The sequence below is a fragment of the Paenibacillus sp. 01T47 genome, from assembly GCF_056398245.1.
The window spans coordinates 79,978-95,067 of the sequence record NZ_JBFTPA010000010.1 but is presented as its reverse complement, the minus strand read 5'-3'; the positions used below and the strand labels follow the sequence as shown (position 1 = coordinate 95,067).

At 41.1% G+C, this 15,090-nt stretch carries 8 protein-coding genes and 2 pseudogenes; 8 read left to right on the top strand and 2 right to left on the bottom strand.

All coding sequences use genetic code 11. The features are described 5' to 3' along the window. Positions 1–45 precede the first annotated feature (45 nt). Both sigK and AC1DOV_RS20105 read left to right on the top strand, forming a co-directional pair. A pseudogene (sigK, locus tag AC1DOV_RS20110) lies at positions 46–555 on the top strand (RNA polymerase sporulation sigma factor SigK); the annotation flags it as partial. A 335-nt stretch (positions 556–890) separates the two neighbouring features. After that, the gene (locus AC1DOV_RS20105) at positions 891–1,175 is read left to right on the top strand and encodes a GNAT family N-acetyltransferase (protein WP_477550867.1); all 285 of its coding nucleotides are present in this window, start codon (positions 891–893) and stop codon (positions 1,173–1,175) included. Positions 1,176–1,518: 343 nt separating this feature from the next. Here the strand turns inward: AC1DOV_RS20105 and AC1DOV_RS20100 are convergent, their stop codons facing one another. Then, the gene (locus tag AC1DOV_RS20100) at positions 1,519–3,006 is read right to left on the bottom strand and encodes an alpha-N-arabinofuranosidase (protein WP_477550866.1); all 1,488 of its coding nucleotides are present in this window, start codon (positions 3,004–3,006) and stop codon (positions 1,519–1,521) included. Positions 3,007–3,336: 330 nt separating this feature from the next. On the opposite strand from AC1DOV_RS20100, the gene AC1DOV_RS20095 reads away from it, so the two are divergent. From AC1DOV_RS20095 to AC1DOV_RS20075, 5 genes are all read left to right on the top strand, one after another. After that, positions 3,337–5,049, top strand: coding sequence for an extracellular solute-binding protein (locus AC1DOV_RS20095; protein WP_477550865.1), 1,713 nt, complete (start codon positions 3,337–3,339; stop codon positions 5,047–5,049). A 92-nt stretch (positions 5,050–5,141) separates the two neighbouring features. Further along, positions 5,142–6,044: an ABC transporter permease gene (locus AC1DOV_RS20090; RefSeq protein ID WP_477550864.1), complete on the top strand. Its 903-nt coding sequence runs from the start codon at positions 5,142–5,144 to the stop codon at positions 6,042–6,044. A 12-nt stretch (positions 6,045–6,056) separates the two neighbouring features. Continuing rightward, complete coding sequence (locus AC1DOV_RS20085; protein WP_477550863.1) at positions 6,057–6,935, top strand: carbohydrate ABC transporter permease; 879 nt, start codon at positions 6,057–6,059, stop codon at positions 6,933–6,935. Positions 6,936–7,501: 566 nt separating this feature from the next. Then, positions 7,502–8,773: a sensor histidine kinase gene (locus tag AC1DOV_RS20080; protein ID WP_477550862.1), complete on the top strand. Its 1,272-nt coding sequence runs from the start codon at positions 7,502–7,504 to the stop codon at positions 8,771–8,773. A 2-nt stretch (positions 8,774–8,775) separates the two neighbouring features. Then, positions 8,776–10,494: a response regulator transcription factor gene (locus AC1DOV_RS20075; protein ID WP_477550861.1), complete on the top strand. Its 1,719-nt coding sequence runs from the start codon at positions 8,776–8,778 to the stop codon at positions 10,492–10,494. A gap of 243 nt (positions 10,495–10,737) precedes the next feature. Here AC1DOV_RS20075 and AC1DOV_RS20070 read toward each other — a convergent pair. Beyond that, positions 10,738–10,938: pseudogene (locus AC1DOV_RS20070) on the bottom strand (alpha-L-arabinofuranosidase C-terminal domain-containing protein); the annotation flags it as partial. A gap of 418 nt (positions 10,939–11,356) precedes the next feature. On the opposite strand from AC1DOV_RS20070, the gene AC1DOV_RS20065 reads away from it, so the two are divergent. Beyond that, the gene (locus AC1DOV_RS20065) at positions 11,357–14,758 is read left to right on the top strand and encodes an S-layer homology domain-containing protein (RefSeq protein WP_477550860.1); all 3,402 of its coding nucleotides are present in this window, start codon (positions 11,357–11,359) and stop codon (positions 14,756–14,758) included. Positions 14,759–15,090 lie beyond the last annotated feature (332 nt).

The window sequence follows — 15,090 nt, the reverse complement described above, 5'->3', positions numbered from 1 at the left end:
GGCAACCATACAATCTGAAACGATACATCGGGTTGTGTTCAAAACGTCAAAAAATTCGACAAAACCGGGGGAAGATATCTCGAGGATTTGATCTCGATCGGGACGATCGGTCTAATTAAAGCGATCGAGAGCTTCCAAACTGGGAAAGGGACGAAGCTCGATACTTTTGCTGCTCATTGTATCGAGAATGAAATACTTATGCACCTTCGGTCTTTAAAAAAGAGGCACAAGGACGTTTCTTTGCATGAACCGATTGGCACGGATAAGGAAGGGTATGAAATTACGCTGATCGATATCCTCGGTACTGAAGCAGATGATATCGTCGATAAGGTGCAACTCAAGATTGAGAAGAGCAAAATATATAAGAATTAGGATATACTCGATGACCGCGAGAAGGAAGTTGTTATCGGCCGCTACGGGCTGGAGCATGGCGGAGATGAGCGGACGCAGCGGGAGATTGGGAAGGAACTTAGGATTAGTCGGAGTTATGTTTCGAGGATTGAGAAAAGGGCATTGATGGAGTTATATCATGAGTTTTATAAGGCGAAACGGTGATCATGATCTGAGCTCTAATATTAAATTTGATCTTATCGTACCTAATGATAAAGGTAGGGTTTGATTGTACGATGTTATATCAACAAATGAAACCAAATGGGAGAGATTCCGTTTGGTTTTTTTACTGTATACAAATTCCACTTCAGTTAATCCATTTTCTATACATATTTTTAATAGTATATTGAGGTAAATAAAGTGATTATTCACTTTGATAAATCCGAAATTCCTTTGTCGGTATCATTTTATGGCTTCGTAAGGATTGCAAAACCATCGAAATATGGGAGTTTAAAACAGATGTTGTGCCGTAGTTAGTTTTATGAAAGGAAGGTATAGTAGTGAGTATTTATTACGCTTCAAGCAAAGAGGATATCACTAAGGATGCACTCCAAGAGTTATTTCTTTCGGTAGAATGGGAGTCTGGCAAGTATCCAAACGAGATGCTTATTCATCCGAGTCATCAGAGTATAGGTAAGGAAATGATGAATATAATGCCTGATAGATATAAAGGGTGTAAAACAAAAGTATTAATTTCTTATCCACATGCAGTGGATTTCTATAATAAATTTGGCTTTAATACAGAGGATGGAGCTACACCAATGTTTATCTCAGAGCTGATATGATTGAACTAACGGGACACGTGAGATCAATAAAAGAAAAGTGCTATCAAAGAAGCCACTCCATTTTTCGGAGTGGCTTCGTAGTTATATGTTGATGTAAATCTTATGGTCAAATCGTACTTTGTGCTTAGGTACTATACGGGGAACTCTATGACAAGTGATGGTAAAGCAAAAGATAGAATTAAAAGTAGATACCTGTGTGGCAATATTTTTGGACAAGAGTTCAAATCCCCTAGCCTCAACCATCATTAACCCTGACCGCATGAGGTCAGGGTTTTTTGTTGTATTTGGGTCTACCAAAATGCTGGGTTATCAAGAATTTTTGATTTTGAAATGTTAAGTACAGTTAATCTATAATGATTTCTGCAACACAGCACGCAGGAAGTTCAAAATGCAAACAATTATCCTTCACCTTGATATTCGGCATCGATTGAACTTCAACCTGAGGTGGTTGGCCAAATTGGTTATGGTTATTCATATCACCAGCGATGAAGCGAACTTCGGCAGAAGAGAATTCCTTCCCAGCGAGCATAAAATATGCTTCTTGTGGCTCATCTACAGATAGGTTCACAACCGTTACATGAATCCGTCCATCAGCTCTTTCAGAGGCGCTAATATGCAGTGCAGGCACGGTTGCTTCCTCTGTACCAGTCATATCTTGCTGTACGTAACTTTCAATTTGTGTGGAGTCTTGATGTCCCTTGAACAGATCGAATACATGGTAAGTAGGAGTGAGAACCATATGTTCGCCATCTGTTAAAATTACGGATTGGAGCACATTTACCATTTGTGCAAGGTTGGCCATATGCACCCGATCGCTATGATTATTGAAAATATTCAATGACAACGCAGCAACAATTGCGTCCCGCATCGTATTTTGCTGGTAAAGGAAAGCAGGATTAGTCCCCGGCTCAGCCTCATGCCAGGTTCCCCATTCGTCCATAATAATCGAAACTTCGCCTTTTGGATCGTACTGATCCATGATGTATTTATGTCTACGAATCAGTTCATCAATATATAGCGCTCGGCGCAATGTACGATAATAGTTTCCTTTGTCAAAACCGACAGCCGGTCCTTTGTTCTCCCAAGGATATGGTTCTGTTTCATAATATTTAGGCATGGTGTAGTAATGCAACGATAGACCATGCATATTTTTCCCTGCAAGGCGCATCAATGTTTCTGTCCACTTATAATCGCTTCCATCAGCGCCACAAGCAATCCTGAAAATTTTATTGTTATCATAATTGCGGATGAATGTTTCGAAACGCTTGTATATATCTGCATAATATTCTGGTCGCATATTTCCACCGCAACCCCAGTTTTCATTGCCAATTCCGAAAAACTCGATCTTCCATGGCTCATCACGGCCGTTTTGACGTCTCCAGTTTGCCATCGGCGATTCACCGCTAAAAGTCATATATTCAATCCATTCGCTTACTTCTCGAGGGGTACCAGAACCAACGTTTGCTGCTATATATGGAGAGCAGTCAATTTGCTCGCAAAGATCGAGAAACTCATGAGTGCCGAAAGAGTTGTCCTCTACAATTCCACCCCAACCGGCGTTAACGATGCGCTGGCGATCAGGCCCAACGCCGTCTTTCCAGTTGTAATATTCGGCGAAGCATCCGCCTGGCCAACGCAACACTGGTACTTTAATATGTCGCAATGCCTCTACAACGTCGGAACGTATTCCACGGACATTGGCGATCGGACTGTTTTCACCCACGTAAATACCATTATAAATACCACGACCTAAATGCTCTGAAAAGTGCCCATAAATGTTTTTGTTAATTTTGGAATACTTTCGACCTGCATTTATAAATAATAAAGCCATAAATATCCTCTCCAGTCCAGTAAAATGACTAATCACCTTTAAATATAGCGCTTTCATTTATGTGGTTGCAACCCATAAAACTATCAAAAGCATGGTTGTAAACAAATGATAAGATAGTACAAATCGGTCAGGGTGATAACGTTGAATGAAGTAAACGAAAGTGAAGATTGTAATAATATGATGATAGCGCTTACAAAATTTTGAGTTTATATTAAAGGGAGTTTCAGATCATATAACAACTCACCAACATCATTGCGAATTAATGAAATCACTTTTGGAAGTTGAACATGATTTGTAGCTCAATATATAGATAATAAGGGGGAAATAGTTTTGAAAAGCACAATGTATACAAGAACAATTACAATCTTATCTGTTTTGCTTTTGTCAACAGGGGTTTTATCAGCATGTAGTTCTAATTCACCTAGTAATTCACCCAGCAATTCAACGGGCAATAGCCCAGGGAATAAGTCTACCGAAGTAGTTTCGGGAAATACTGATCCTCTTGGTAAATACGATAAGGCGCTTACCATTCGATTTGCTCGTGATGTGGACAATGATATGCAAGATAATATCATTCCAAAAACACCAGGAGAGACAGTGGAAGATAACCGCTGGTTAAAAGCGTACTCAGAAAAATTAGGTATTGATGTGAAATACGATTGGACGGTAAGTGTTGGAGATGCATATACTCAAAAAATGAACGTTACATTAACTTCAGGAGCACTTCCAGACATCCTTCGTGTAACTGGTGCTCAAATGAAGCAATTGGCCGAAGCTGACATGATAGAGGATTTGACACCATATTGGGATGCGTATGCATCCGATCTATTGAAGGAATATTACCAGGTTCAAGGCCCTGCCGTTCTTAATGCGCCAAAAATCGACGGGAAAATGATGGGTGTCGGTACCCCAGAAGTCTACGGTGATGGTGTATATCTTTGGCTGCGTACGGACTGGCTAGAAAAACTAGGAATTCCAGCTCCAAAAACGATGGATGATCTCATTGCAATCAGCGAAGCATTCACAACACAAGATCCAGACGGTAACGGTAAAAATGATACGTATGGTCTTGCATTTACAAAAGATCTTTACGGAGGTGCCATGGGGTTAGAAGGGTTCTTCGCCGGATACCACGCTTACCCTAATATGTGGATAGACGATGGTTCAGGTAATTTAGTATGGGGTAGTACACTCCCAGAAGTAAAGGAATCGTTGCAAGTTTTATCTACTATGTATAAGGCTGGTCAGATTGATAAAGAATTCGGTGTAAAAGATGGCGGTAAAGTAGCGGAAACGATTGCAGCGGGTAAGGTCGGCATAGATTTCGGTGCACAATGGAACCCAATGTATCCGCTTATTAGTAATTATCAGAACGATCCAAAAGCAAATTGGGAAGGATATTCTTTGGTATCGGTCGATGGACAACCAGTGCTATCACCTCAAAAATTCGGAGCTACTGAGTTCTGGGTTGTTAAAAAAGGATTTTCTAATCCTGAAGCTTTAATTAAAATGTTTAATCTTCATGCGGAACTAATTTGGGGGAAAACGGGAGATTTTGATTATTATTTTATGCCGAAAGCTAATGGAGGAGTAGGTGTGTGGAAGTATTCACCAGTACAACCATACCCCCCTTACAAAAACATTACTGCGTTTAGAGATCTCGAGACGGCTCGTGCTAATAATACATTAGATCAGTTGACCGGCGAACCGTTATCTATTTACGAGAACATTGTGGCATATGAAAATGGAGATACCACACAATGGGGTTGGCCTAAAATTTACGGCGTAGATGGCGTATTCCGACATGGCGTTAAATATATCGATAACGATCTTTTAAAGCTTGAGGGCTATGCTGGTCCACCTACTCCTACAATGACGGAAAAACAATCCACATTGAAATCTCTAGAAACAGAGATGTTCGTAAAACTAATTATGGGTGCTGCTTCAATCGATGAGTTTGACAAGTTCGTTACTGACTGGAATAAGCTTGGTGGAGCGGATATGACTAAAGAAGTCAATGAGTGGTACGCATCAGTAAAATAGATTAATTTATAAGAGAAAGGCTGCTGCTTTTTCTAAGAAGCATCCTTTCTCTTCCTATTCATAAATTCAAACATAGAAACAGGGTGTAGCATATGCAAAAAAAAATCTTTAACCGAGAAATTCCACTGCATTTAATGATATTGCCGGGATTTCTTTTTTTAATCATCTTCAGTTATCTTCCTATGGGAGGTATCATCATTGCATTCCAGAAGTTTATTCCAGCAAAGGGTTTGTTTGGTGATCAGATTTGGGTTGGACTGAAAAATTTTCAGTATGTTATGAACTTACCAAATTTCAATGATATTATGTGGAATACCTTATACATTGCGGTCATGAAAATCATTTTGGGACTTCTAGTGCCAATTGTGATTGCCATACTTCTAAACGAAGTTAAAAACTCCGCTTTGAAAAGAGGAGTCCAGACTGCCATTTATTTACCCCACTTTCTATCGTGGGTTGTATTAGGCGGCATTTTTATAGAAATTTTGTCTCCAAATGATGGCTTGCTCAATCAAGTAATCAAACTATTTGGTTTCGAATCCATCTTCTTTCTTGGGGATAACAAATGGTTTCCGATAACCATGATCCTATCAGATACATGGAAGGAATTTGGTTACGGATCGATTATCTATCTTGCCGCGATTACAGGAATTAACCCGGATTTATATGAATCAGCACAAATTGACGGAGCTAATCGCTGGAAGCAGACGCTGCATGTAACACTGCCGGGGATGCAAATGGTAATAGTGCTTCTTATGGTACTTAATCTAGGGAATTTGCTCAATGCTGGGTTCGATCAGATATTCAATTTGTACAGTCCAATAGTATATCAAAGTGGAGATATCCTCGATACATTTGTTTATCGCATAGGCTTGTTGGATGCTCAATTCGGTGTGGCAACTGCAGTAGGATTATTTAAGTCTGTTATAGCGCTTGTACTAGTGTCTGTGTCATATTTCGTTGCTTATAAAGTTGCAGACTATAGGATCTTTTAGGGGGAAGTTACCATGCGTTTACACAAGAGAATAGACTGGTTTGTATTATTTAATAGTTGTTTCTTGGTACTTGTTGGATTAATATGTCTAATTCCGATGATTCACATATTAGCAGTATCATTTAGCTCCAGCGCTATTGCAGCAACAGGTTCGGTATCTTTGTGGCCCAAAGGATTTACATTAGCCGCCTATGAGTTTGTCGCACAGCGGGAAGCCTTCTGGAAATCAATATTTGTATCTTTGCAGAGAGTTGTTTATGGGGGGGCAATCAATCTATTACTTACGATCATGATAGCATATCCGCTTTCTAAAGAAAAAGGTGAGTTCCGATTCCGTACCTTCTATTCATGGAGTTTTTTCATTACCATGATATTTGGCGCAGGGCTAATCCCAACATATATGGTCATTATCCAGCTAGGATTGATAGATACAATCTGGGCACTGGTGCTACCGACTGCGGTGCCTGTCTTTAGCGTCATTTTAATGTTGAATTTCTTCCGTATGATACCAAAGGAATTAAGCGAGGCTGCTTTTATTGACGGTGCTGGACATTGGACAACATTGTGGAAAATCTATGTTCCAGTATCATTACCATCATTAGCAACCATTCTGTTATTCTCACTTGTTACCCATTGGAATAGTTGGTTTGATGGATTAATATATATGAACAATCCTAGCAATTATCCTGTCCAAAGCTATATTCAAACTATCGTGGTTCAACGTTCCTTCGCCACGATGACACCAGAGGAAGCTAAATTAATGGCAACGATATCAGATAAAACATTGCGATCCGCTCAAATTTTTCTAGGAGCATTGCCAATTATTTGCGTATATCCCTACCTGCAGCGGTTCTTGGTAAAAGGTATTGTGGTAGGGAGTGTTAAGGGATAGTATCAGAGGTAGACTAAGGCTATTGTTGACATATAGACTCCCTGTTAAGTACTATCCACTTCACTATATAATAATCATATTTTATGATAGAGTATGATTATTATTTGTATAAGGGGGAGCTATACATCAGAGAGAGTATTTTTGTAAGGCTGATCTCCACATTTTTATTAGCCATAATGCTTATCATTCTATTAGGAATCTACCTGTACAATTGGAGCCTAAATACAGTAAAGAATGAGATAATAAAGTCCTCGACTGCTCAAGTATCGTTTTATCTTGAAAGTCTAGAGGATGAAATAGAACGCATTAAAATTTTGCAAAATGATACACTCAATGATGAATATCTCGAAAAGCTTGCGATTCGTTATTCCATAATGGATGAATATGAAATGATGGAAAGTATGAGAATACTCCATCAGCGATTAATCTCCATTCATAACAGTAATTCCTATATTTCTAACGTGAGTGTTCATATTCTCCCTATTCAAAAAACGATATCCTCCTCCAATTCTGTAAGTCCTATTGATATGAATAAATTTGAGTTACTTCGGGTGTCGGAGGGGGTAATGGGTGCTCAACTGGTGCAGTATGAAGGCAAACTTTATTTGACTACGTTGCTAGACGGAAAATCTAGTTTATCTAAAAAATATATGGTAGAGGTTGAAATTAATACGGTAGCGTTACAAGAAGCACTGGGGCAGTTTAATATATATGCAAATAGTGGTACTTATTTAATTGACCTAACCCATGATGTGGTGATACCTGGAAAAGGTAATGTTAAAAATATTAGGTTGGAGGATTTTGCGGAAAACTACACAGATTTTGAAAGCGATACCATTCATCATAGTAAAATTAATGGTCAAAATATTTATGTGCTTTCCGTTAAATCTGATTATCTAAATATGCTTTTATTGCGTTATATTCCAGAGAAATTGATTTTTGTACCTGTCCAAGATTTTTATATTTGGTTGTGGATATTTACTGGTGTGGGTTTGTTGGTTTTAGTACTCTATTCCATCTATACTTATAATTTGATTCAAAGGCCAATGAGAAGGCTTGTAGCATCATTTCGTCGTGTAGAGAGCGGAAATTTCAACGTCCATATTGAGGTTATCAAAAAAAATGAGTTTGGATATCTGTATCAAGGATTTAATTCCATGGTTCAGAATGTATCTGCTTTAATCGACCAGGTATATAAGCAAAAAATACTCAATCAAAAGTCGATGTTGAAGCAATTACAAACGCAGATTAGTCCACATTTCCTATATAATAGCCTTTTTTTAATAAATACTATGGCCAAGCTAAAGGATGAAAATTTAATTCCTTTTACAAAGCTTTTAGGTGAATATTTTCAATTTATTACTAAAAACGATTCTGATTTTTTGCCATTACATGAGGAAGTAGAACACGCACGGACTTATACTGGAATTCAGCAAGTACGATTTTCTAGTAGATTGACAGTTAATTTTGAAGATTGTCCAGCAATGGTTAAGGATTTACAAGTGCCTAGATTAATCATTCAGCCAATAATCGAAAATGTATTTAAGTATACTGTTGAAAATTCGAGAGAGAAAGCTATTATTTCGATTAGCTTTCGGTTAGATGATCGTGCTTTGCGTATTATCGTTGAAGATAATGGAATGAACTTAACTGCTCAAAAGTTGGAAGGCATGAAAAAACTATTTTACGATGAGACGAGTAGCGAAACGTCGGGTCTGGTTAATATTCATAGAAGAATTCGATTAATTTATGGCGACGATAATGGATTACAATTTGAACGAAGCTCATTAGGCGGTTTAAAAGTGACGTTGCAACTTAACCCGAAGGTGATGGTTTGAGTATGTATAGATTATTAATTGTAGATAATGAAGAGATAATAGTGGATCATCTTTACGAAATTTTTCGAGGAATGGATCATTTGAATCTTGATGTTTATAAGGCCTATGGTAGTAAAGAAGCCATTGAGTGGCTTAATAGAACAAGAATTGATATTGTACTGACCGATATCGATATGCCCGATATGGACGGATTGCAACTAATGAAGGAAGTTTTTCGAATTTGGCCACAGTGCAAAGTTATATTGTTGACAGGACATAGTGAATTTGGTTTTGTTTACAAAGCCATTCAGCATAGGGATGTCAGTTATATTTTGAAGTCGGAAGATATCGAGAAAGTTATTCAGGTAGTTGAAGAGAATTTGTCGAAAATTCGCAAAGAAATTAAAACGGAAGATTTAATTAGTAATGCAAAAAAGCAAGTTCACATGGCGCTTGATTTGTTTCAAGAAGACTATTTGATGTGCATTTTAAAGGGTGATCGTAGTGTACAAATTACGGAGGAGCAATTCAGAAAACTATCGATCCCACTTAATGTGCAATGGCCAATTACATTGGTATTGGGAATGATCGATAAGTTTCCAGAAAATTGTGACTATATGCAACAGATGCAACTGCTATATTCTGTACGTCAAATTATTCAAAGATATATAGCCACTCATTTGAATGTATCCATTATATTAGACGAAAATCGTCGCTTTGTCATTTTTGTGCAGCCTAAAGAATCATTATTCAGCACAATCTCAGTAGATGCAGAAATGAGGGATCAGTTTTATAATAAGACACTCTCTTTTCTTAAAGGGATATTAGAAGTTATACAATCAGCTTCACAGGAGAATTTCAATATGCCTATCAGCTTAACGGTTAGTAGTAAAGCAAGCCGATGGGATGAGATTGCTAATCAATATCATTCGTTACAACATCTACTTAACTATCGGATAGGCATCGAAAATAAAATACTATTGATTGACAGTGAGTTTAATGACAATATTGATGATGAGTCTGTCACTGAAAACACCTATGATGTAGAATGCCTGGAAGGGGGAAAGCTCGAAAAAACGCTTAAACTTAAAAATCTTGCTGTCATTGAGCAGTATTTGGAATCAGGGCAAAGAGAGGATTTTTATGAAGCTTTAGAGCAATTCCTTACTCCTTTAAGAGGTATTCACAGTAAAAATAACATAATTGCACAGGAAGCATTTTATACTGTGTCCCTGTATCTAATGTCATATATCAACAGATGGGGACTCATTGAAAAGGTAGTATTCCAAATGGGTCAGATAAAACTTATGCGGACTGAACTTTTTGATTCTTGGGGAGATGCGGCGTTATATTTGATGGAATTGGCTTCAGTTCTTTTTAATATGCAAACCATAGAACAAAAGAAACGAGCGGATAATATCATCGACTTCTTACAAGGATTTATTAAGGAGAATTTGGATGAAGATTTGTCTTTGGTTAGATTAGCTGAGCAAGTGCATCTAAATCCGTCGTATTTGTCGCGTATTTATAAACAGGAAACGGGTAGAAATTTGACTGAGTTTATTGATTCAACCCGTTTAACAAAAGCTAAAAATTTACTTAAAAGTGAAAATTCACGAATAAATGATATTGCTCGGCGAGTTGGATACGAAAGTGCTACTTCATTTAACCGCTTTTTTAAAAAAGCAACTGGCTATTCTCCACAGGAGTACAGAGAAAAGCATCTTTTTGGAATGCTATAAATGAAAAAACCTTCTAATTTAATAAAAATCTATCTAAGTCAATCCGTGCTATATCCAACTTAGAAATAATTCAATAGATAACTCTAAAGGGGCAGTTCAAAAGTCATAATAATTGACTTTTGAACTGCCCTTTTAATTAATAGTGTATTTATTTACAGTTATTCATTTCCGTTTTCAAAGGCCTGTTCGGGTTCATCATAATCACCAATTGGTTTTCTAATCCATCGTTTAAAGTAACCCCTACACTCGATCACTATGTGTATTGAAAATATTCAAGGACAACGCAGCAACAATGGCATCCCGCATCGTATTTTTCTGGTAAAGAAAAGCAGGATTAGTCTCAGGCTCAGCCTGATGCCAGGTTCCCCATTCGTCCACAATAATTGAAACTTCGCCTTTTGGATCGTACTGATCCATGACGTATTTATGTCTACGAATCAGTTCAAGGGGTACCAGAACCAACATTTGCAGCAATATATGGCGAACAGTCAATTTGTACGCAAAGATCGAGAAACTCATGAGTACCGAAGGAGTTTTCCTCAACAATCCAGTAAAATAGCCAATCAAATTTAAATATAGCGCTTTCATTCATGTGGTTGCAATCAAAAAAACTGCTAATAAGTATGGTTGTAAACAAATGATAATATAGTACAAATCGGTGAGGGTGATATAGATGAAGAGAGTAAACGAATGCTAAGATTGTAACAATTCGATGATAGCGCTTTCATATTATTGAGTTTATATTAAAGGGAGTCTCTGATCATATAAAAGCTCACCAACATCATTGCAAATCAATGAAATCATTGTTGGATGTTGAACATGACTTGTGGCTTAATATGTAGATAATAAGGAGGAAATAATTTTGAAAAAAAGAATTATGTCAAAACGATTTAGCAGAATGCTCGCGTTATTCTGTCGCTTGGTAATGGTGGCGTCGCTAATGCTTACCAGCTTTGCCATCGGCACTGACAACATCGTGAACGCGGAAGCTTTTGAAACACCGACCGCCATGTTCGGAACTCCCGAACTCGGGTCAGACGACCCATTGTGGGCCCTGACAATGGAGCATCTCATCAACAAAAGTACTGTGCCCGGCGACTCCAAACCCCATGCCACTGGCACAGCTAGGATCCTTTGGGACTCCGACTACCTGTATGCCCGCGTGGTTGTGCAGGACAGCAATCTATATCAGGGTGCCGGCGGAGATCACCAGTATGATAGTCTGGAGTTTTATGTAGGCACAGGAACCGGAGGCGCAAACCAATGGCGTGTAAGCGCGACGGGCGTGTTTTCAGGGCAGTCCGCTCCGGGCAGAGCTGCTTGGACTCAGATCACGGAAACAGGATATATCGTGGAGATGAGAATACCAAAAAGAACCTTGACCTTGAAGGAAGGCGATTTTACCTTTGATGTTTATATCAATAACTCGACAGAAAAGGGCGGTGACCGCTATGAAGTCGTTTCCAGTTTCGGAGATCCGGACAAGGCTTACAGCAGCGCTGCTTCATATACAAACAGCCTGAAGCTCATTTTAGCCAATGAAGTGGACACCAGATTCTCAATCACCGCCACGGCGGGATCGGGCGGCCGAATAACGCCGAACGCACCCGGTGATGTTTTGCGAATAGCTAGCAACTCAAACAAAGAATTTACGATTACCCCCGATTACGGAAAAATTGTGGATACCGTATCGGTAGACGGCGAGGCCGCGACTCTATCCGATGGTACTTATACCTTTTCAAAGGTTAACGCTGACCATACCATTCACGTGACATTCAAAAATGATTCGGCCGCGGAGCTGCTTCCTTTTATCGTATGGAATGACAACTTCGCCAGTGGCGAGTACACGACGGCTGTCATCATTGACTTAGGCGAAGGGAAGGCGGCGGTAGGCTCCGAGCTTAATCCGGGCTTGTTTACCGTGTCGGCCAGGAACACGACTCTGAACGGCGCCTCGGTGACCTTTGCAGGGACGCGCAAGATCACAAGGGTATACGCCAATGACGAACCGAAGGTGCGCGGCTATCTTGGGACGGTAAGCCATTCACCGGATTATCAAGCCGGACTGGAAAGCGGCCGTTACATCGTAGTTGAGTCTGAGTTTTATTCAGCTGGCGGCGGCACTATAACGCTGGATGGCAGCATGAACTCGACAAAGCAGGTTTACAGCATCGTCCAAAACGGCGCGCTCGTACTGACAGAAGGGAGTCCGCTAAGCTACGTGGTTTTCGAACAGGAAAAAGTTGTAAATTCGATCCTTGACAAGTTTACAACACCCACGGGCAATTCGGTCAATCGCGCGCTCTACCTTCATAAGGATGACAAAGGTGAAGTATTGCAAGGATTGCCGCTATATGTCTATACCCACGGCATGGGACGCGGCGGTACAAGCGCTGCGACAGACCAAAAAGCGGCCATGAAATCCGCCAACGGCGCAGTCGCTCTGATGAAGAAAATGAAAGAAGATCCTGGCAAATACGCCAGCCATATACTGAATATTTCCTATAATGGCACGTCTACTCCCTCCACAGCCAATGTTAAGAAGGTTATAGACGACCTGGTTGCCAGCGGCGCAGTAGACCCTAACCGTATTTACGCGGCAGGCTTCTCATGGGGCGGCCAGTATACGAACAGCTTAGTCAACGCTTATCCCGGCTTCTTCGCGGCCGCCGCACCTATGTCTCCGGTAAGCGGCTCACCGAGCGCGAACGCCAACAACGTTCATAACGACTTGGCCTATTGGATGTTTATAAATAAACATAACGTTGGAGGATACCAGACTAACCTCACTACCTTCATAAACACGAATATGCCGAAAATGATCAACGCGAGGGCTTCGCGATTTGAGAGCAATGAGCCTCTTACGTGGCCCTACAATCAATTTGATCAGCCGAATTGGAGGCCGAATCAGGCCAACACACCTGTCCTGGGTGATCAAGTAGCGCACGAAGTTGAAGCGGCGGTTCTTTACAACCAGATCACTATGGGGACTTGGAGCATAGCTCCCACGGCGCAGTCCTCTAACTTGTCGGCTTGGGACAATGATTACACAGACGTCTTTGATTGGATGTTTGTGCAGAGAAAAATGAACGTTCCTGGTGCTCCGGGCGGCATCAAGGCGACGGCGGGCGATGGACAGGTCACATTGAGTTGGACTTCTCCTGACGATCCTGACGACGGTCGCAGTGCGATATTGGGCTACAAGGTCTGGTATGGCGACATGACGCCGGTCACACTGGATGCAGCGACGACCAAATATACCTTCTCGGGCCTGACAAACGGCCAAGACTACACCTTTAAGGTCATCGCGTTAAGCGCGAAGGGTGACAGCGCGGAGATGAGTGCGATGGCGACGCCGACGACAACTCCCATTGTGCCCGACGGCAATACGGGCAACACGGGCACCGGAACAGACGTTGGATCGTCAAAGCCGACCTACACAGTGAACACACCGAAGGATAAGTCCGCGGTCACGGACAAAAACGGCAACACCACCCTGCCTGGTGGCGGCGAGATTGTGACCAAGGGCGGAACGAAGATTGAGGTACCCGAGGGCACAACTATAGACTCAAACGGTAAGGTGACCATTCCGGCGGACAAGAGCGCCGAAGTGACACTACCCGGTGGCAACAGAATGTCGCTGAAAATCCATGAAGGTACGGAGCTTGTGTTCGATGACGGCGCTCCGCTGGGCTTCCTCGTGATGTCGGGCAATCCTTTCAGGGATGTCAACATGGACAACTGGTTCTACAGCAACGTAAACTTAGCCTACACATACGGTCTTTTTAACGGCACGACGTCCACGATGTTCTCACCGGGCACGTCAATGACGCGTGCGATGTTTGTGCAGGTACTGGCCAATCTTGAGAACGTAAACCGCTCCGGTTACACGAGTTCCCGCTTTAGCGACGTGACGGACGGGCAGTGGTACACGGCGGCAGTCGAGTGGGCGGCCGAAAGCGGCATAGTCAACGGTATAAACGCAGACCTGTTTGACCCCAATTCACCGATGACGCGCGAGCAGATGCTGGTAATACTGTACAACTACATGAAGTACAAGGGCTATGAGATTCCTGAAAGCCAATCTAAGTCCTTCGCAGACGAGAGTGAGATCAGCTCATGGGCGTTGGAGGCCGTTCAGGCGCTGCGGGGAATCGGCATTGTATTAGGCAAGCCGGACAACCTCTTTGACCCCAAAGCCACCGGCACCCGCGCCGAAGTAGCTACTATTTTTGCAAGGTTCGTCGAATACCTGGCTAAGTAAAAGCGTAAACAGAAAAATGCGGACCCTTCCGGCTGGAGAATATCCAGCCGGAAGGGTCTCTTTCTATTTTACAAAGAAAATCTCCGGTCTGATGCTGCTAAACACACAACAGCAGTGTAGGGCTTTGGTCTATGCCTGTTTCATTATCACTTGGGTGCCGCTGTCAATGAACGCGCTATCAATGACGGTTTGTATAATAATCTCTCATTTCCCGGACTATCGGTTTGAATCACATTCAACAAAAACTACTGAATGATGTTCATTTATGAGATATATCTTTTTAATTGTATTTAGCTGGTGGTTCATAAGTTCGGATCTAATATCTTCTTTAA